At 60.7% G+C, this 17,814-nt stretch carries 21 protein-coding genes; 4 read left to right on the forward strand and 17 right to left on the reverse strand.

The window, feature by feature from the left end; genetic code table 11:
• Nucleotides 1-259 precede the first annotated feature (259 nt).
• The 12 genes from LPA37_RS20690 to LPA37_RS20740 all read right to left on the reverse strand — a co-directional run bounded on the left by LPA37_RS20690 (nt 260) and on the right by LPA37_RS20740 (nt 8,048).
• Nucleotides 260-736, reverse strand: coding sequence for a hypothetical protein (locus LPA37_RS20690; RefSeq protein ID WP_229013571.1), 477 nt, complete (start codon nt 734-736; stop codon nt 260-262).
• Nucleotides 737-744: 8 nt separating this feature from the next.
• A complete protein-coding gene (locus LPA37_RS20695) occupies nt 745-1,137 on the reverse strand; it encodes a hypothetical protein (protein WP_229013572.1) in 393 nt (130 codons plus the stop codon).
• 91 nt (nt 1,138-1,228) lie between these two features.
• A complete protein-coding gene (locus LPA37_RS20700; RefSeq protein WP_229013573.1) occupies nt 1,229-1,690 on the reverse strand; it encodes an outer membrane lipoprotein in 462 nt (153 codons plus the stop codon).
• A gap of 71 nt (nt 1,691-1,761) precedes the next feature.
• Nucleotides 1,762-1,887, reverse strand: coding sequence for a hypothetical protein (locus LPA37_RS27745; RefSeq protein WP_267478188.1), 126 nt, complete (start codon nt 1,885-1,887; stop codon nt 1,762-1,764).
• 295 nt (nt 1,888-2,182) lie between these two features.
• Entirely contained in the window at nt 2,183-3,001 is an 819-nt protein-coding gene (locus LPA37_RS20705) for a PRTRC system ThiF family protein (protein ID WP_229013574.1), read from the reverse strand.
• Complete coding sequence (locus tag LPA37_RS20710) at nt 2,998-3,636, reverse strand: PRTRC system protein A (protein ID WP_229013575.1); 639 nt, start codon at nt 3,634-3,636, stop codon at nt 2,998-3,000. Before LPA37_RS20710 ends, LPA37_RS20705 begins: the two co-directional genes overlap by 4 nt.
• On the reverse strand, nt 3,633-4,361 hold the full coding sequence (locus tag LPA37_RS20715; protein WP_229013576.1) for a PRTRC system protein B: 729 nt from the start codon (nt 4,359-4,361) through the stop codon (nt 3,633-3,635). The genes LPA37_RS20710 and LPA37_RS20715 overlap by 4 nt, the downstream gene beginning before the upstream one ends.
• A 16-nt stretch (nt 4,362-4,377) precedes the next feature.
• Complete coding sequence (locus LPA37_RS20720) at nt 4,378-5,376, reverse strand: PRTRC system protein F (RefSeq protein WP_229013577.1); 999 nt, start codon at nt 5,374-5,376, stop codon at nt 4,378-4,380.
• A 23-nt stretch (nt 5,377-5,399) separates the two neighbouring features.
• Entirely contained in the window at nt 5,400-5,618 is a 219-nt protein-coding gene (locus LPA37_RS20725; RefSeq protein ID WP_229013578.1) for a hypothetical protein, read from the reverse strand.
• Nucleotides 5,611-5,829 carry a PRTRC system protein C gene (locus tag LPA37_RS20730; protein WP_229013579.1) on the reverse strand — a complete coding sequence of 73 codons (219 nt, stop codon included), beginning with the start codon at nt 5,827-5,829 and terminating at the stop codon, nt 5,611-5,613. The genes LPA37_RS20725 and LPA37_RS20730 overlap by 8 nt, the downstream gene beginning before the upstream one ends.
• 8 nt (nt 5,830-5,837) lie before the next feature.
• The gene (locus LPA37_RS20735; RefSeq protein ID WP_229013580.1) at nt 5,838-6,302 is read right to left on the reverse strand and encodes a PRTRC system protein E; all 465 of its coding nucleotides are present in this window, start codon (nt 6,300-6,302) and stop codon (nt 5,838-5,840) included.
• Nucleotides 6,303-6,383: 81 nt separating this feature from the next.
• Nucleotides 6,384-8,048, reverse strand: a complete 1,665-nt coding sequence (locus tag LPA37_RS20740) for a PRTRC system ParB family protein (RefSeq protein WP_229013581.1) — start codon at nt 8,046-8,048, stop codon at nt 6,384-6,386.
• Nucleotides 8,049-8,423: 375 nt separating this feature from the next.
• Between LPA37_RS20740 and LPA37_RS20745 the strand changes: the two genes are divergently transcribed.
• A complete protein-coding gene (locus tag LPA37_RS20745; RefSeq protein ID WP_229013582.1) occupies nt 8,424-9,365 on the forward strand; it encodes a PD-(D/E)XK nuclease family protein in 942 nt (313 codons plus the stop codon).
• A gap of 160 nt (nt 9,366-9,525) precedes the next feature.
• On the opposite strand, the gene LPA37_RS20750 is transcribed toward LPA37_RS20745, so the two are convergent.
• From LPA37_RS20750 to LPA37_RS20760, 3 genes are all read right to left on the reverse strand, one after another.
• Complete coding sequence (locus LPA37_RS20750) at nt 9,526-9,771, reverse strand: hypothetical protein (RefSeq protein ID WP_229013583.1); 246 nt, start codon at nt 9,769-9,771, stop codon at nt 9,526-9,528.
• Nucleotides 9,768-12,899: an SNF2-related protein gene (locus LPA37_RS20755; protein WP_229013584.1), complete on the reverse strand. Its 3,132-nt coding sequence runs from the start codon at nt 12,897-12,899 to the stop codon at nt 9,768-9,770. The genes LPA37_RS20750 and LPA37_RS20755 overlap by 4 nt, the downstream gene beginning before the upstream one ends.
• A 319-nt stretch (nt 12,900-13,218) precedes the next feature.
• Nucleotides 13,219-14,010 (reverse strand): hypothetical protein, encoded by a 792-nt coding sequence (locus LPA37_RS20760; protein WP_229013585.1) that lies wholly within the window; start codon nt 14,008-14,010, stop codon nt 13,219-13,221.
• Between the two features lie 514 nt (nt 14,011-14,524).
• Here LPA37_RS20760 and LPA37_RS20765 point away from each other — a divergent pair.
• From LPA37_RS20765 to LPA37_RS20775, 3 genes are all read left to right on the forward strand, one after another.
• Entirely contained in the window at nt 14,525-14,722 is a 198-nt protein-coding gene (locus LPA37_RS20765; RefSeq protein WP_229013586.1) for a hypothetical protein, read from the forward strand.
• Nucleotides 14,723-14,799: 77 nt separating this feature from the next.
• Complete coding sequence (locus tag LPA37_RS20770; RefSeq protein ID WP_229013587.1) at nt 14,800-15,021, forward strand: hypothetical protein; 222 nt, start codon at nt 14,800-14,802, stop codon at nt 15,019-15,021.
• 84 nt (nt 15,022-15,105) lie between these two features.
• On the forward strand, nt 15,106-15,357 hold the full coding sequence (locus LPA37_RS20775) for a DUF1173 family protein (protein ID WP_229013588.1): 252 nt from the start codon (nt 15,106-15,108) through the stop codon (nt 15,355-15,357).
• Between the two features lie 77 nt (nt 15,358-15,434).
• On the opposite strand, the gene istB is transcribed toward LPA37_RS20775, so the two are convergent.
• Nucleotides 15,435-16,202, reverse strand: a complete 768-nt coding sequence (gene istB / locus LPA37_RS20780) for an IS21-like element helper ATPase IstB (protein ID WP_213781839.1) — start codon at nt 16,200-16,202, stop codon at nt 15,435-15,437.
• 12 nt (nt 16,203-16,214) lie between these two features.
• Nucleotides 16,215-17,738, reverse strand: coding sequence for an IS21 family transposase (gene istA / locus LPA37_RS20785; protein ID WP_229013589.1), 1,524 nt, complete (start codon nt 17,736-17,738; stop codon nt 16,215-16,217).
• Nucleotides 17,739-17,814: the final 76 nt, after the last annotated feature.

Genomic DNA, 17,814 nt, shown 5'->3' on the forward strand with positions numbered 1-17,814 from the left:
TTCGCTTCGCTCGCTGTGATCAACTTACGGTGGGACTTGCACCCACAAGAGTGCGCCCATGCTGGGCGCACAAATAAAAAAGCCGCACCCGAAGGGGTGCGGCTTTATGAGATAGGCCGACGTGCAGCCGGCGCTAACTAGCGCGGAACCCGCGGATGGCGGCGGTCGTTCGACTGCTTGCGGTTGTTGTGATCAGCAAGCATCCCGAGTCCGAGAAAAGCGATCGCGATGCCAAGAGCGAAAAAGCTGAAACCCATGCTCATTCTCCTTTCATGGAAACCATGCCCTCGTAGTAAGTTATCACAAAGGCCAATACCAGATTGACCTCACTAAGGATGTTGCCCGCCGTCCAGACGGACGTGGAGTGCCAGAAGCCGATCGCGCCGATTAGGGACGCTGCCGACAACGTGTGCATCAGGCGGCCGAACTGCTGACGCTGATCTTTCGTCTGAGGCACCAACGCCTGCAGAAGTCTCAGCCACCACGCGGACTTGCCAGCCGGATGCTCCGAACCTTCCGGTGCGAAGAAATTGCCACTGGCGCCCTGATCAAGCGCTATCGTGTGTCCTGCGATTGTTGCAGTGATTCTGGGCGGGGCCTCTGTCATCGCAAACTCACGAATGACCGCGGCCAGCCGTTCAGATACACACACCTCCCGCAAATCCGGCACAAACATCGCCCGGTCGGTGATCGTGATGCCTGATGCGAACTCAACGAAGATATCGATGACTTCCATCGCACCTCCTAGCGGCGTTCAGCATCGAGGCCAGCGGCAAGTCGCAGACCACCGAGCAGCGCGTTGTATCCGTCGCGCGAGGCGAGCTGATCGAGCGCGACAGCGTTGTCACCCCCTCCAGAGCCGTCAGAACGACCGCGCCGGGTGCGAAACGACATCGCGACCGATTGCCTGGAAGGCGAATCGACCACTTCGAGCATGACAGCGGGAGTTTTGAGGGTGACGCGGCAACCGCAGCCGCGACGTGCGGGCTCGGACACAATTTCGTGTTCATCGGCACTCAGGCGCAGATCGCGCGCGACGCGACGCAGCATGCGGGTCGCGTGGTCGGTGATAGCGGCGTCTACCGCCGCACCGGCACTGCGGCGATCGGCGTAGAACACCTTGGGGATTTTGAACATGAATACCTCGGGGAAAAGAAAAGCGAGGCTCCCTTTCGGGAAGCCTCGCTGTGCAGGGAATGGTCGGCGGGAGCCGACAGGGAGAAGCGCGTCAGCGCGTGACGCGAAGACCGGAGTTGGTCGAAATCAGCAAGACCCGCTCGCCGGGGAAGAACTGTTGATCGTCGGGTTGAGCGACGACCACATCGCGGCCGGCGGCCGTGTGCACGATGATTTCGAGGCCTGAGTGATGCGACAGGACCTGCGAAACCTTCTGCGAAACGAAGCCCGACGTGGCGCCGGTGATTGCGCCCGCAATGTAGCGGCCGTTACCGTTGCCAATCGTGCGGGTTCCGAGGAACGCGCCCACCCCCGCGCTCACGAGCGACACCAGACCGGAGTTATCCGAACTGGCTTCAATCGTGATGTTGCGTGTGCGAACGACAGTAGCGGCTTCCATCGTGCCCGCGTGCTGAACGTCATAGCGCTGATACGTGTTCGGCGAGCCGAAGTCGGTACCGGCGCATGCGCTCAGAAGCGAGAGAAGGGCGACGCTGATGATGATTTTGAACATGGTTGCCTCTGAAATTCAGGGACAACCGTCCCCGTTGGAAAGGTTGTCCCAGCGGGTAGATGAAAGATGGATCAGTGCGCAAGCGTTGCAACAAAGGCGACACTCAGCGCGAGGCCGACAATCGTTGCAACAGACGCTGCGCGGCTGGCACCGATGTTCGTGTACCAGACCAGACAGCGATAAGCATGAGCAAACATGACAGACTCCAGGAAAATGGAGCTGTCTCCCTTTGGGATTGGCTCCCACGAGGGTTAAAACGGGCGGAGACCCGTTGAAGACGACCGACATTCGTCGGCCAAAAGACTGAGCACTCGGGCTGGGCCTGAGTGTTCGTTCGATGCGCAAAAGCGCGGGTGATAGCGCAAGTCTAGAACCGCAAGGATCGTCGGCGCATCGGAAACGTCGAGAAAAGCATCACTCTTTCGCCAATCTGGCGCATGTCGCTGAGCAAACGGCTAAAAAAATGCCGCCCCCCGAGGGAAGCGGCGTGGATCAAAATATCGCTTTGGATTTCCGGCTCTTGCGGCCCTTCTTCTCCGGCGCTGGAGGCGCTTCATAACCGAAGCGCACCCATGCCGCCGGGTCAATCGGAATCGGATTCGTGCGGCCCGTTGCGAGGTTCACGAACACGCCCGAGAAACTGAGCGACCCGGTGCGAAAGAGCGTCCACAGAAGATTGAACGCCTGCACCGATATCGCCTGGTTGATGACGAGCGACTGCTTGCGCAGTGCGTCCGCCATGCTGCAGGACGGTGTGTCGTCGCCGCGGTCCTTCTTCGCGTCCAGCAGATCCGGAAACAGGTCGCCCACGTGGGGCAGCCTGTCGTGCCGGGCCTTGCCGAATTCGCCCAGAATGACCTGACCACGGTCCGTCTCATTGCCGCAATCCAGGTAGTAGGCGCAGCGACCGCGTTCCGCCGCACGCACGATGGCGTGCCGAGCGTGACGCGAATCAACGCACCCAACCACGATGTCGGCGTACAAGGTCTCGCGGGCATCAATCCGGCGCGGCTCTGCGAGCCACTCGGTGCCCATGAGGTTGTTCAGACGGTTCACCATCAGCAAGGCCTTGTGCTGGCCAACATCGTTCGGATAGAAGCCCTGCCGACCGACATTTGTTTCGCTGACAGTGTCGTCATCGAACACGGTGCATTCGATCCCGCCGGGATGACCGAGCTCGATCATCGCGTGATGCAGGCGCGCGAGGCTGGGAAGAAATGCGCTTCCCGTACCACCCGCGCCAACCACCGCCACTTTCCAGGCACGCTGCACCATCTCTGGCGGAATGGCATGTTTGACGATTTCGTTCACCACACCCCCTCCACACCCAGTGCATGCATCCATGACTCAGGAAGTACCGCAACCGTCTCGAAAATCCCTTTCGCACACAGACGCAGCACCGCCGACGGCTCGCGATCGCAGTGACCCAACACGAGCGCAAACTTCACGTCGTGCAAGTCGTCCTTGTTGTCAGTCCGCGAGAAGAAGGCAGCGCCCGCCCCATGCGAATGACAGTCGACAACGAGCGATTCGCCGTCGGCCAGCACCGGCCGTTCATAGACGAGATGCCCCGGACTATGCGAAAGCGGGACAAGCGGAACGAGTCGAAACTCGCCACTTACCGCACTCCACACGATCCAGCCTCCCGCCTCGTTGGGAAGCGACTGACGCGTCATCCGCAAAAACTGCGAAATCAGCGCCGGTGGCACCGGCCCACAGAGCAGCTCAGTCACGGCACTCGCCGGGCCGTACGGAATCGCCGTCTGCACGTCGTACCGCGCGATCCGCCTGACGAGCCGGATCCACGGACGAAGCACTTCCAGATACACGCCGTCGGACGCAACCAGCAGACGCTCACCGGGCCCCATCATGGCGGCCACCGGTTCACGCGCAGGCACCATCACGGACGGAAACGACTGCTGCAACACGAGGTCGATCGGGTTCATGCTGCACCCCCGAATTTCCCCGCGATGAATGTGCCAACCGTACCTTTGGTCGGCACCAGCGCGCCCAGCGGAAACGTCTCGCCCATCTTGCCGTCGAGCATGTCGCGCCAGAATGCATACGCGCCGTCCGGATAATCAACGCGCTTGCCACCGTGGTTCGGATGCGTGAACGCCGAGTTAAAAAACCCGGCTTCCCATCCGTCGATCGAGGCGACGTCAACCCGTTTCGGAACGTGAGCCGAGCCGATGCAGATCTTTCCGAAGTCCCACGTATTGAAGTACGGAGGCTCGAAGAGCGCTGAATCGGCCAGCGGACGGCCCGCGTCTTTCACCGCGAACACACTGAATCCCCTGTTCGACGCATGAAAGATCAGGCCCGGATGGGGAACAACGGCGGAACGCTTGCCGAGTTCCTCGCAGTCGAAAAACACGCGGCGCAGGGCCGGCGCGCTCCACCACGTCACTGCCCGTGACGAAACAGACAGCACCGTCGGCGGAAGAAACTCCACCTGAGGGGCGGCGTTCTTTTCCAGCTGCTTGAGGGTGTCAGTCAACGTCTCGCGATCCAGCGGCCGTCCCGCACCAATCAGCGGCCGGGATGTCCTGCTTTCATGCTTCACCGGGTGAACCGTTGCAAACTGCGCGCCGTTTTCGCCCGAGTACAGCAGGATTGCCGAGGACAGTTCGACCGAGCGCGCGGTGCCGCCCTTCGCTATTCCAGTCATGGTGTGTTTCCTTCGATTAAATGGTCACCATCGCCAGCAGGCGGTCCAGGTGAGCAATGATTTCAAAAGCAAGCGTCCAGTCCGCGTACTGCCTGCGAATGGCGCCCGGTGTAGAAGCGAAGGGGCTAAAGCCCGTGTAGTACGTGGCCTCGCCTTCCTGCGATTTGTTTTCAAAGTGGTCGTCGAGAATTTCCGACGTCCGGTCGCTGTCGGTCAATGTCACCGCGCATGCCGAGCACAGTGAGTCAGCGTCGTAGGTCTCGTGAAGCACATTGCGGCGGCCCGCCCGCCGAAGCAGACGGGTCAACGCGATCAGTTCAGTGCAGACCCGGCGTTGTACGCCACTGCAGCGTCGACGAAGCTGGAGCAGTTCGTGTTCACTGAGCGTGGACGCGCGCCTGCGTCGCCCCGGAATGCGGACGGGCGAGCGCAACTCGTCCGGGTAAATCTCCGGGCGAACCGCTGACGGCAGATTCCGCTCAATTTCCTCGCCGGACTCACCAAAATATTCCTCCATGAGTTCCCGCGCGTACGTGTCATCGCAGTTTTCTTCTCCCTGCCAGTGCCAGCAGGCGAATTCCGCGAGGAACCAGCCTGGTGTACGGACAAAGACCGTCTTGTACGAGGCACGCTCGATGAGCGAGAGCATGGTCGGAACGAACAGCGAGTGGCGGGCCTGAAAGGCGCCCGCGTCCCGGAAGCGATACACGTTCTCCTCAGGTAGCTCGAAGCCCAGATGCAGCGGCGATTTCGGTTCGAAATCAGCACGCGAGTACTGATAGGCGATCGTGTCCAGCACAGCATTTGTATCGAGCAACTGCGGCCGGAAATTCAGACGGCTGCAACGCGGCAGCTGCCGTCGCATCCACGCGAAGAACGCCTGCGAGAATGCGTCTCCGGCATCCATCGGCGCGCTCACGTCGGCGGCCCGCAACGGCCCGTGCATGAACTGCGCGCGCACGAGGTCGCCAAATTCAGCTTCCGTTCGCCAGCGCAACTGCGCGCTGGACGGCACTTCAGCCGACACGTCAGGCAGGCTCAGAAAACCAGCGGCAGGTCCACGTCGGGCAGGGGTAAGGCGTGGCGGTTGCCGGCTTCCACCGGCGCTGACATCGACCCCTGAATCAGTCTGTCCAGGATCGAACAGCATGCTTTCACCTCGTCATCGAATAAAAAAACCGCCCTTTCGGGCGGTTCGGTCTGGTTGAAGCCCGCGTCCGGATCGGACAGGGCTTTGAGCAGGGCGTCCTTACGCATGGGCGCCTTTGGCACCGGCTGCGCGAACGAACGTGTAGCGTGCGATCTCACCGGTGAGGGCCGGGCCGTCGACCGCTGCGGTCGTCAGTTCCGGATACTGCGCGGTGTAGAGATCACGCACCTGATCGGGCGAAAACGCTGGACCGGGGTCGAGCAGATTCACACCGTTGTAGACAAACTCGCGGATGACCGCTGCGATACTGATACTCATAGGTCACCTCAAAGAAGGAGTTGGGAAAGGTCCGTGCCCGACTGCGCCGGAGCAGCTGCGGAAGCCGCAGCCACAGTCGCCTGCGGCGTAACGCCGTCGACGCTTTCGTCTTCGTCCTCATCGCCCTCCGAAGAGGCGGATGAAGCCGCAGACGTCGAAGCGGGCTTTACGCCTTTGGCCAGCGCCTTCTGTGCCTTTCCGGCCTGCGACTTTTCCGCCGACTGCAGGATCGCCGTTGTCGCGGCCACCTGTTCATCGAGCGACTTGTGCGCAGTGGAATAGGACTGAACGGCAGCAGCGAAGCCTTCGTCCAGTTCTGCGGGCGTTGCGGTCAGGATCATCGGTTGACGCAGGACGGCGTCTTTCGTGTCGCCTTGCGGCGTCAGAAAGACCACCATCTTGTCGCCATCCATTGCAAGTGACAGGACGAGCTTGCCGGTTGAGCGAACGAGCGCCTCAATAGCCTGGAACATGGAAACTCCTCAGAAAAGGAAAAGCGCCGCACGACGGCGGCGCAATAGGGGAAAGCGACAGGGCCGAAGCCCTGTCGTACATCAGAATTTGAGAACCTTCGGAACCTTGCCCTCGTAGTCGAATCCTTCGACCTTGAGCAAGGCTTCGATTACCTCCGGCTTCGATTTGCCAAAAACCTTCTTGAAGTTATCGCCCAGCGCGGCCCGCAGGCCCAGCTCGTCGGCGATCACCATCATTTCGGACTTCGTGATCAGCTCGAGAAAATCGGCACTGAGTTTCCAGTGCTTCGTCAGGTCGAGCTTGTGGAACTTGCACAGTTGCGTGAGGTACGACACTTCGAGCCCTTCGATCGCGGAGAACAGCATCGCGAGCATCAGGTTCGACTGCACCTCGGCACTTGTCTGCGACACGGCGGCCGCGGCTTTCGCCACGTCGGTCACAGGCGGCTTTTCATCGGTCAGGCGCTCCCACATCGCGCGGAACGTCGTTTCGCTAATTTGCCGCGCGTGGCCTGCGAGCACGATTGCGATCAGATACTGGCGCGCGAGATCGTGATTGCCGCCGATGTCCTTGCGAAGCGCCTTGCGCCACAAAGCGACGCGAAACGCCTTCACCCGGTCCGACTCGGCGACGACGGTAGCTACCGTCTCCGCAGGCTTGCTCGCCGCGTTCGTCGATGGCTTGTCGCCAGTCTTCGATGCGGTCTGGCCAGCACCAACAGATTTCGCCGGCGCATTCGCTGCCTTTTCGGCAGCGATACGGGCCGCGACCTTTTTCATGTTGCACACGGTGTCGAAACACTGGCCGCGATAAACCTTTCCCAACGAATCGGGAAGACCGCTTACCGCCGCGCCATAGTTCTGACAGCCGTGGCACGCCTTGGCCTGTTCGAGACCAACGCCGGACGGGCCGTCGATCGCAAGCTGGATGCGCGTGTGGTTATCCCCCGCGCGCACGATGCGAACGACCGGCACGTCCTCACGGAGTGCGGTGGCCGTCGCTTCCAGAGCGACCTCGGTTTTCTCGTTGAAACAGGCGCGGTTGGTGCAGTTGCCTGTTGCAATCGACTCGCCGAACATCTCCGACTGGGTCGACGAGTTGTGCGGACACGCCGCGCAATCCGTCTTGTCGAAAATGGCTGTCGAAAGCGAACATGCTGCGCTCTCGATCAGCTTCTTCACGTCCGGGACCGACCGCTTTTCAGCGACGATCACCGGCAGCACACGGTCCTGATTCTCTTTCGAGAGGGCCGCGAGCAGCTCCGCGTGACCCAGCTGGATCTGGCGGACATTGAGCGCTTCGAGGACCGAAGTGCTGCAGTTCATGAGCGCGAGGCGCTTGTCGAGCGTCTGGCGAGACCACCCGAAGATCCGGGCCGCCTCATCGCGATCGCCCTGGCACAGACCGACAATCTCGGCTGCGGCAATGGCTTCCTCAGACGGCGCCATGTCGGCACGCTGAACGTTTTCGATGAGCGCAGTGGATCGCGCCTCGACTTCGTCCAGTTCCTTCACGACGACTGGCATCGCATAGTCTTCGCCGTGTGCCTCCATCGCAGCACGATAGCGCCGGCCGCCGGCGACGACTTCGTATTCATCACCGTCGAGTGGACGGACGATGATCGGCTGCAGTACACCCTGAACACGCACCGATTCGATCATTTCCGCCATTTTGGCGGGATCAAAATACGTGCGCGGGTTGCGGCCGAGCTTGATGTGTTTCAGGGGAAGAGTAGGTTGTTGCATGGCAGGTTCTCCGAAGAGGGAACCTGCTCCCGATCGGGAGTGGTTCCCGATGGGGTTTTACAGCTGGCTGCCGGGCGAGCCGGCGGTTCGATGCGTTAGAGACGCGGTAGGTAGAGCAACGATACCGTCGCTCGATCAATGGCGAAGCCGGGAAAGATGGAAAAAACTGCCCCGCTTTCGGCTATTAGACACCTATGCAACGGGACAACCTGTGAGCCCAAAATCGCGCGCGACTTGTTGCTAGTCGGCGCTCGCTATTCGTGTGCCAGCCCGCAATCGCCCGCGCGCGTCTCGGCTATGCTTTGTCGTCGATTTCCTGCGGCCCGCTACGTCGCACCCGCGCCGAAGGTCCCAAAAACAAGGAGAGCATGGCCAATGAGCGAAGGTCCTCAGACACTGCCTGCAGATCAATTCGGGAATTTCCTGGCGAGCGTCGCGGAGCGCGATGTCGACCTGCTTTTAATGGAGGAATTCCATGCAAACGATGACTTCGTCTCGTGGTTCTGCTCGAAACTGCAACTGACCCAGGTGCGCGCAGACGGAGCGTGGCACAGCGTTTCTGACGCGGACGGTGAATCCGACCTTATCGTGCGCGTACTCGCCGATGGCCGGCGTATCGGTGTGTTCATCGAAAACAAGATCGCAGCACCGGAACAATTCAATCAAGCGGCCAGATACCACCTGCGGGCGGTTCGCTCTCAGGAACGCGGGCAGATCGACACGTACGTGACCGTGATGTGCGCGCCGCAGCGATACCTGTCTTCATTGCGCGAGTCGAGCGAATACCAGTTCCGCGTGTCCTACGAGGAAATTGCCGAATGGTTCGGTATCCAACCTGATCGGCGGTCAGCCTGGCGGCGTCAGGTCATGCAAGACGCTATCGAACAGTCGCGCCGCGGCTATCAGGTAGTTCCTCATCCGGGAAACACGGCCTTTCATTACGCTTACTGGCAAAACATCCACTCGAACCATCCCCGAATCGTTATGAGACAGCCGAGTGTTCGCGGCAAGAACTCCAACTGGATCGTATTGAAGGGGCGAGACTCCGATAAAAACAACGTCCAGATCGATCACCTGTTGCGGGATGGAATCGTGCGGCTGAGTCTTTTCGGGCGCACGGTCGACGAGGTAAAGGCGACACGCCCGGATTGGCCCGAGGATATCCAGTTGGTATCAAAGCCGAAGTCTGCAGTTCTCGCTATCGCCGTCCCTCCTATCGACATGGAGGCAGCGTACGACGCGCAACGCCACGCCGTGGAGGTGGCGTTGGATGCGGTCTATCGACTATTGCCCTTCGCCACTGCATTTAAAACATAGCCGCTGCTGAATGAGTACGCTTCGCACGCGGACGGCACGGGGCCGGACTCCTGCTCCACCTATGGGCGCGGCTGTCAAACGGACGATTGCAGAATAAAAATGCCCGGTGGTTAGCAGGGCTTTGAACAGAACTCTCTGGCCGCCGAAGCGGCCAGATCCATCAGACAGATTGCTGCGTGCCCCGCGTGACTGGTCGCGACAGAATCGTCGTGACCGCACCCGACACTTGCCAGCCCACAAAACTGCTTTCGTGACTGTCGTGCACGAGGCGATCGAGACACAGCAACTCGATGCCATCGCGCTCGACCTGGCCGAGCACCCTCGCCACGACCGCTTTACGCGTTCCTTCGCGCTTTACGGTCACGACGCCCTCGCCTACCGTCACGGTGACGTTCGACTCTTTCATGCTGCTTCCTTCAGAAGTTTCCGCATGTCTGCGGTGGATTGATCGTGCAGGCTCGCCAGATTCTCAACGAAGCGATCAAGCAGCGAATCCATGTGCAGGAACGTCTCGTCTTCCAGCTCCGGCGTCGCCCAGTCCAGTCCCGCCTGCATGGAATCGCGTTTGTGCGCGACCATCTGGGCCTGATACTCATCGACACTGCCCGGAAGATGGAAGTACTCCACGTTCAAGATGCCCTTGCGGTTCCAGCGCAGCGCGCGTCGCATCGCCTGATACTCGATGCGCCACGTCCACGACCGGTCATAAAACAGGACATAGTCCGCATTGGGCAGGTTGTACCCCGCTCGACCCGACGACTTGGTGGCCAGAAGGCCGGTCGACAGACCGGTCAGAAAGCGCCGATCCTTCTCGGCAACGCGTTTCTTGATGGGAATCTCACCATGAAACAGAACGGTGTCGACGCCATCGGCTTTCAGCTCGCGCGCGATCAGGTTGAGCACACCGGGGTTTTCAGCGAACAGGATTGCCTGTTTGCCTTCCGCCGCGATTTCCCGCATGCGTTCGATCACGACCCGCTGCTTGCTCGTCAGCCCGGACAGCTTCGCGACACCTTCCATTCCGTACTGCGGATAGTTGGCTGCGAAGTGAACAGCCCGGATGCGGGCGAGGACCGTCACCAGATTGCAGGCCTTACCCTCGCCGCGTGATTCCCGGTACCAGTCTGCGAACTCGTCAGCTGCCTGCAGGTAGGTTGCAAGGTGTTCCCCGTCCCACTCGACCGAGTGCATCGTGACTGCCGGTGGATCGATCTTGATGTAACGGGAGACATCCGGCTCACAGACCAGACGACGTTTGACGTGCGGCGCCAGCATTGAGCGGTAAAGATGCAGATTGCCGATCTTCGGCACTTCGCGCTTCGCCCCATCCTGCAGGCTCTCCGCGAATTGCCAGGTCACCCACTCCAGCACCACGAAGTCATCGCGGAAGCGATCAACCCCCCGCATTGCGTACTCAACGGAATGGATCCAGTTCGGCTCGATGTAGCCACGCCTGTACCCGTATGGCTGTGCGGCCGTACCGTCTCCACCAGTGAACGCAATGAGCCCGAAGGCGTCACGCGGATAGTTGGGGATCGGGCTGCCGGTGAGCACATAACGGCGCTTGCCCGAAAGCTGCCAGAGCGCACGGCTCTGGTCGCTGGTCGGATTGGCAAGACGTTCGCCCTCGTCGGCAACGAGCAAACTGATCCGGCGGCGCAGGCGATGTGCGTACGTCACACGCACCGACTTTGCCCGCTCGACCGGCATGCGCAACCGTTCATACGACACGAGGTTGAACTGGCGAAGGTCGTCGAGATCCGCGACGCTGTCTACCACTTTGATCTGCTGTTGATCGATAGGCAACTGCGCCATCTCCTTCAACATCTCTGCAATCAGGCGAGCCTCAACAACGATGAGACCATTCTTGACGCCAGAGAGCAGAATCAGTGCAACCGCGAGCCGGGACTTGCCGCATGCCTGTTCCCACGCAACGACACAACCCTGCGGCTTCATCAAAGTTTCGATCAGGTCGTCCTGCTGGAAGTCCCAATCGAGCCACTGATCGATGCCCAGGTCTTTCACGCGACCGCGAAGCCACGCCGCATGCTCCGGGTATTGCGCCGCTAACCCCTCGTGCACCACTTCCCACCCTTCCGAGACGTTTTCAACGGCAAAGCGCGCGTTGAGCTCGTCGACGGAAAGCCAGTAATCGCAACCCTTCACGGTGTAGCGATACCGGCCATCATCTTCGCGCGAAAACGAGACCTCGTCGCTCGCCTTGATCAGCGGACTGGTCCACTTTGTCGCATCGACCTTGTGCGTCGCCCGAGCGGCGCCCACCACGGCTTGCGCCGAACGTGCACCGGTTGTCCACACCTCGTGACGAAGCGGGACCGCCTGCCGTTGCGACCGGCGAGCGCGCCGCGCGAAGTGCTGAACGAATCCCGGCGCAAACTCCGGAACACCGCCTGCGGCCTCGATGCGACCGAGCAGCGTGTTCAACGCTTCGAGCGGACTGTCCTGCACCAGATAGGTTTCCAGATCGAGCAGACCTTGCCCCGCATACCGCATTCCTCGCGGCAGCCGGTGCCCGTCACGGGAAAAGATCCGATGGTCGAGCACGTTGTTCAGAACCATTGCTTCAGTGAAGCCGCAATTAAAGCCGAGCTTGATGCGCCGGCCGTCGTGACAGATCTTCACGGTTCTGTCGCCCGTTACCGGATGGGTAATCACCGGTACCGAATCGTCCAGCGTCTGCAGATTCAGTCGCGGCTTGCCGTACGCCTGCTGATCGAAGTGCAATCCGAGATCAACGACCGGTGTAGACAGGTCGTCAACCACCACGCGAACGCGGTCCGCAGGCTTGTTGCGATACCGATCGAACACCAACACTGCCGTTCGCACGTTCGCGCCCTCATCCTTGAACGCGTCGGCCGGCATCTCGAAGATGCCTGCGAGACGCCGCGCGGCACCGCAGAACGGCGAGGCGTTGTCGTGCAGCGCGCCTGCAATCGCTTCCGCAGTAGTCAGAGGCAGCAGTGCGACAACAATCCCCGCAGCCTCGAGGGCCTGATGCACCGCATATTCGTGGCTAAGCGCCGACGAATTGGGTCCATACCGGCCCCACGTCGTGCACGGAAACGCCCGAAGATGCGGCGATTCGAGGTGAACGGAGAAAGGCGGATTGATCAGCGCGACATCGAACGATCGCGGATCAATGGCCTCCATGCCCGCTCGACGGAACGTGCAATCGAATCCGGCGGTCTCAACTGCGGCCTGTACGGATTCGACCACCTCACCGTGCACGTCCACACCGAACAGCGTGTGGCGCGCAGGGTCGGCGAACTGCAGCAGCCGGGCGGATCCAACCGAGTTATCCAGTACGCTGACGCGACGCTCAGGTGCGAAGGCGCTCAAGAACTGCCACATGAACGCTGCGATCGCGTCCGGCGTGAAGAACTGACCGAGGTGTCGCTGACGGGCTTCGTGCAGCTCGCCCTGATGCGCGACCCCCTTGTCCTGCGAGCCGAGGCTCACGATATTGCGCAGTGGGGCGTACCAGTCGGCCGCCATTGAAAACAGATCATCCATGGATACTCCAGAAAGAAAAAGGCCCGCGGAAGCGGGCCAATGAAGGAAAAGGCGGAAAAACAGGCAAAGCCGGAGTCGACGGTGGTTCAGATGCCGTAGTGCTGTCTGACACGGCGACGTCGTTCCGCGAACGGGCGACCGCCCGTTACTTCGAGCGGTGCATCCATCACTAGATGACGAAGAGCCGCGGTCCTGTACTGTGGTGAGTACCGCCCGCGTGCCCGCACAATCGCGATGAGCGCTTCGTGCGAACAGCGGTGGGTGTCGTACACCATGAAGGCGAAGCGAATGGTGCGTTGGCGATTCATCGCGTCACCCCTCAGTAGCGGTCACGGGTGGCGAGATATTCCGCGCCGTATTCGCTAATGAACAACGAGAGTGCATCGCCCACCTCGTGAGCGAACTTGAATTGCCACTTTTCGTTGAACATCACGATATCGAGACCGTGCAAAGATACCTTCTCGCGAGTGGTGAACTCATAGTCGACAAGGCGACCGTGACTCAACTCGGAACCGAGCGCTCCATATCCGGCTTGACTCGCGAAGGTAGCCAGGCCGGTAATCACGCCGGCAGCGGTTTGTTGCGAGTGATATGTCGCCTTCCTGGAACTCGACCTGAAAACAGGCTCGCTCCAGATCCGCGCATCGAGCACGATCGCGCTGCTGGTGCGCTTGATATCCGAATCAGGCTTGAGGCCGAACCCGTTAATCAGCGCCTTGGCAGCCTGAACGTAGGCGACGCGCTGACCGGCGTCGCCGCTGAACGTGCGTTCCAGATGGGCCCAGAACGCATCGAAGTCCGGGCACTTGCCGGCGTCGAGTGCGCCGTGAATATCGACTGAGGCGTTTTTCAGTTCGCGGGCTTCATCGATCTCCATCCTTCCGCCCGGAGGCGAGAAGCGGCGAGTCGCTTCCTGCACGAGAACGTGTGAGAGGCGTGCGCAGAAGTCCGCCAGTTCGCGCTTCGACGAATACTCGGAGCGAACCTGCGTCGCACGATAGTGCTGCGAAGCGGCCGGGAATACCGTCGCTTCCGCTGCGCACACGTTGAGATATGCGACGGCGGCTGCGACCTGAGCGTCTTTAAAGTTTTGGACGAGCGTGGTGTACATGGTGCTTCCCTCCAGGAAAGACAGGGAAGCACGCCCAACGGGAGTGGTCCCGTCGGGTAAATAACGCGCTCGCGGATTGCAAGCGGCAGATCGATGCGTCGAAGACGCGGTTGGTAGAACGATCGTAGCGCGCGCATCGGGCGACGATCAGCGAAATGGCCGACCAAACCATACCGCTTTTGGTTTTATCGCCATCGCACCACGTCGCGGGATCTTATCCACCGAAAAGTCTAATAACCCTGTGGATATCTTGACGCCCTGCCCGCCCAGCAAGGGACAGACCGGTCTGAAGAAAATTCAGGCACCCGCCCGGACGGTCAACCGGTTGACCGTCCGGGGGTGAAATGCTCCAGAAAAACGTATAGCTTTCGCCGGAAACGCGCCCATTCCCGTCCATCCGACTACGGTGAAAAGCACGCATTTTTAACCACGCATTCGGTGCCTTGACATTCGTGTGAACGGGTAACAATCGCTACAAGCACGCGCGCGCGTGCGTCACGTCCAGCGACTTTCCATGCCCAATAGAAAAGAAGATTCACCCCCGACCGCGTCTCTCTTGCGGCGACGCGTCTCTTACCCACCCGAGCCGCAACGGCAGGGCGAAGGCGTCGTCTGCGAACACGATGTCGTCGCCGGAATGGTCGTGCTAATGGACGTCGAGGACGGTTCCTTCTGGCGTGGGTCCGATGAGCACGTCGAGGTGATCGTCTGAGCGCTCGCGCCATGTCGCACCCGCCCCACTACCGCGAGCCTGCTACACCCTTCCATGATCGAACGGAGATCACGCCGATGAGAACCGAAGACCTGACGACCTACGCGACGCTGATCGCACTGGCGCTGCTGCTCGTCTGGAAACTTTTGCAGCGTGTTGTCGACCTCGCTGGTGGCCCCGATTGGGGCGGACTCGTTCTGATGGCCGTCCTGACAGGTGCGGTCGCCGTTATCTACCGGGCAATGCGCACTGCAAAGCTCAGCCGCCCGGCCGCGAGGGTTCACGCCGAAAACAGTTGAAGCGGAGCACGAACGCGGACGCTGTCTTCCACCATTGCTCATGGTCGCGACGAACAGCGGCCATTTTCTTTTCCGGAGCACAACATGTCTCAAATTTCATTCGATGGCGGCACCTTCCTTCTGGAAGACGTACAGGAAAACCCAGCGAGGTACGTAAAATGCCTTGAACGCGCGAAGATCGATCCCGGCTTCGCGCTGTGCATGTGCAGCGCACACGCTACACCGCTGCAACTTGTGATCCGCCGCTACGGCAGCCTTCTGCATCTGGCCGGTTGGCCAGGAGACGGAAGCCGGCATGCGCGCAGCTGCGATTTCTACAAGTGCGTATTTCGGTGAACGTGACCGCTGATTTCGGGAACGTGACCGATTCGGCGAGGTTGGGCGTTGCGCGGTTTCGATTGTAGAGTTCCTCCCTAGTTTTGGTCGAGTTCTGGTTCCAATTTGCTGGAATTCGGAGGCGGCTTTCTTAGGGATTCGCCTGTAAGTTTGATGCGGTGGTGACGGTGCATGAGGCGATCAAGCATTGCGTCAGCGATGGTCTCGTCGCCTATCCAGCCATGCCAGTGTTCGATCGGTAGCTGGCTCGTTACGATCGTGGCCTTGCCGGCAGAACGGTCGTCGATCATCTCGAGTAAATCATTTCGAACCATTGCGTCCAGCGGAGCCATTCCCCAATCGTCCAGTAAGAGAACATCAGTGCGAGCAACCTGCAGTAGCCATTTGGTGAAGCCGCCGTTGCCGTGCAGAACGCGTAGTTCCTCGCCCAACCGCGGCACGCGCAGATACAACGCAGAGTGTCCGCGTCGGCAGGCATACTGCGCCAAGGCACAAGCTAGCCATGACTTACCCGCGCCGGTCGCGCCGCTAATGAGCAGGCTGTATCCGGCCTCAACCCAGTCGCCCAGAGCCAGGCTTGTGAGCGAACGCGGGTCGATCCCTCGGCCTGCGCGAGTGTCCAGATCTTCAATGGCGGCCTGCGGATACTTCAGGCGCGCTTGCTTAAGCAGTCGGGTGCGGCGGCGATCATCGCGCCAGCTTGCTTCCCGGTCGACCAACAATGACAAGCGTTCCTCGAAACTGAGAGTCGCCGTGCCGGGCTGCGTCAATTGCTGTTCCAAGCCGTCGGCAAAGCCATCCAGCTTCAGGGTGCGCAGTTGCGTCAAGGTCTGTTGCATCATCATGGTGGGTTCTCTTTATTGGTAGTAGCTGGGGCCGCGCACATGCGCGTGGCTTGGGCTGATCCATTCAACCGGGGTTGTTGCTGCGGCTCGGTCACGGTTGTTGATCAGGATGTCGCGCACGTGGCGGTAACGGTGTACGCCCAGCTCGAGTGCCAATGCGCACGCCGCTTCCAGACGCTCGGGGCCATACCGACGAGAGAGCGAGAGCAGTCCAAGGCACGCCCGATAACCGTGCTCGGGATGACGTTGCTCCTGGAGAAGCCGAGTAACTAGCGCGCCGGTTGCTCCGCCAATCTGCTGGCCCCAGTGAATAAGGCGCTGCGGCGTCCATTCGAGATGGGCACGGTGCGCTGCCGGCATGTGCTCTACGACTGTCGTGTAGCCTCCCACGCGATCGTTGCGGGCGTGGCTGGCCACGCGGCGGCCGCGATGCAGCAGCTCGACGGCGCCCGGCGTGATGCGTGCGTCGAGCTTGAGTCCGACTAGCGCCTGTGGAACGCTGTAGCGGTGTTTGTCGATCTCGACGTGATAGTCAATGTGGACCGTGACCGACTTGAATCGCGCCAGCTCATACGGCTGCACCGGCAGCGGTTGTAAAGCCGGCGCGTCCAGTTCGGCAAATGCAGTGGCGCGGCATCCCGGCAGCTTCTGAAACGGACGCCCGTTCAGGTTCTTTAGTAGTGGGCGGATCGCGTCGTTGACCGACTCAATAGTTTCGAATCGATGATGACGCAGGCGCGCCATGATCCAGCGCTCGACGATTTGAACTGCTACTTCAACCTTCGGCTTGTCCTGGGGGCGATAGACGCGTGCCGGCAGGAAGGAGGTTCCGTAGTGACGCGCAAAGTCCAACACGGTGTCGCCTGCGCGCGGCTCGTAACGGTCAGGGTCAGCGATCATCGCACGCGGGTTGTCCGGCACGATCAGCTGCGGAACGCCGCCGTAGAACGTCAGCGCGCGGCCAATACCGTTCAGCCAGTCCTCCATCGTCTCGGCTGGCGTGGCGCATGCGAACGTGTAACTCGATGCGCCCATGGCAGCCACAAAGATGTGCGCGCGACGCCCCGTGGTCAGCGCCAGTGTGGGGCCGGCGAAGTCGACGAACCGCTTCTCGCCAGCTCGGTGAATCTGTCGCATCGAGCGCTTCAGGCGTTTAGCGAATGCCTTGTAGTGCTCACAGAACTGCGTGTAGCGGTAGGTCTGCCGATTCGCAAACTCCGCCTGGTACTCCTCCCACAACAACGTCAGGGTCATACCTTTGCGGCGTAGCTCCTGATGGATGCGCCCGTAATCGGGTTGAGCGTAGGCGGTGGGCCCGCTGGGCTTGCCGAGCAGCCGTCGCTCGAGCTCGCCTTCGTCCATGTCGCAAGCGCTCGCCCAGTCCAGCCCGGCGGCACCCGCCAGCCCGACGTACTTCGTGACCACGCCCTTGGAAATACCCAGCGACGCGGCGATTCGATCGTGCGAGAAGCCTGCGTCAAATTTAAGTCGTATAACGTCCTTGATCATGCGCATGTTCATCCGGTGCGCGGGCATCGTCTCTCCGGCCAAAGCCGGCGAGCATAACCCGCGTGGTTGATGTCATGCGCAACGCCAATCCTGCTGTCCGGTC

This window comes from Paraburkholderia gardini, from assembly GCF_907164545.1.
Taxonomy (GTDB): Bacteria; Pseudomonadota; Gammaproteobacteria; order Burkholderiales; family Burkholderiaceae; genus Paraburkholderia; species Paraburkholderia gardini.

Bases quoted from the DNA above. Each gene is read 5' to 3' on its own strand.
- LPA37_RS20690 (WP_229013571.1), bottom strand. From the start codon at position 736: ATGGAAGTCATCGATATCTTCGTTGAGTTCGCATCAGGCATCACGATC.
- LPA37_RS20695 (WP_229013572.1), bottom strand. From the start codon at position 1,137: ATGTTCAAAATCCCCAAGGTGTTCTACGCCGATCGCCGCAGTGCCGGT.
- LPA37_RS20700 (WP_229013573.1), bottom strand. From the start codon at position 1,690: ATGTTCAAAATCATCATCAGCGTCGCCCTTCTCTCGCTTCTGAGCGCA.
- LPA37_RS27745 (WP_267478188.1), bottom strand. From the start codon at position 1,887: ATGTTTGCTCATGCTTATCGCTGTCTGGTCTGGTACACGAACATCGGT.
- LPA37_RS20710 (WP_229013575.1), bottom strand. From the start codon at position 3,636: ATGAACCCGATCGACCTCGTGTTGCAGCAGTCGTTTCCGTCCGTGATG.
- LPA37_RS20715 (WP_229013576.1), bottom strand. From the start codon at position 4,361: ATGACTGGAATAGCGAAGGGCGGCACCGCGCGCTCGGTCGAACTGTCC.
- LPA37_RS20725 (WP_229013578.1), bottom strand. From the start codon at position 5,618: ATGCGTAAGGACGCCCTGCTCAAAGCCCTGTCCGATCCGGACGCGGGC.
- LPA37_RS20730 (WP_229013579.1), bottom strand. From the start codon at position 5,829: ATGAGTATCAGTATCGCAGCGGTCATCCGCGAGTTTGTCTACAACGGT.
- LPA37_RS20735 (WP_229013580.1), bottom strand. From the start codon at position 6,302: ATGTTCCAGGCTATTGAGGCGCTCGTTCGCTCAACCGGCAAGCTCGTC.
- LPA37_RS20740 (WP_229013581.1), bottom strand. From the start codon at position 8,048: ATGCAACAACCTACTCTTCCCCTGAAACACATCAAGCTCGGCCGCAAC.
- LPA37_RS20745 (WP_229013582.1), top strand. From the start codon at position 8,424: ATGAGCGAAGGTCCTCAGACACTGCCTGCAGATCAATTCGGGAATTTC.
- LPA37_RS20750 (WP_229013583.1), bottom strand. From the start codon at position 9,771: ATGAAAGAGTCGAACGTCACCGTGACGGTAGGCGAGGGCGTCGTGACC.
- LPA37_RS20755 (WP_229013584.1), bottom strand. From the start codon at position 12,899: ATGGATGATCTGTTTTCAATGGCGGCCGACTGGTACGCCCCACTGCGC.
- LPA37_RS20760 (WP_229013585.1), bottom strand. From the start codon at position 14,010: ATGTACACCACGCTCGTCCAAAACTTTAAAGACGCTCAGGTCGCAGCC.
- LPA37_RS20765 (WP_229013586.1), top strand. From the start codon at position 14,525: ATGCCCAATAGAAAAGAAGATTCACCCCCGACCGCGTCTCTCTTGCGG.
- LPA37_RS20770 (WP_229013587.1), top strand. From the start codon at position 14,800: ATGAGAACCGAAGACCTGACGACCTACGCGACGCTGATCGCACTGGCG.
- LPA37_RS20775 (WP_229013588.1), top strand. From the start codon at position 15,106: ATGTCTCAAATTTCATTCGATGGCGGCACCTTCCTTCTGGAAGACGTA.
- istB (WP_213781839.1), bottom strand. From the start codon at position 16,202: ATGATGATGCAACAGACCTTGACGCAACTGCGCACCCTGAAGCTGGAT.
- istA (WP_229013589.1), bottom strand. From the start codon at position 17,738: ATGCCCGCGCACCGGATGAACATGCGCATGATCAAGGACGTTATACGA.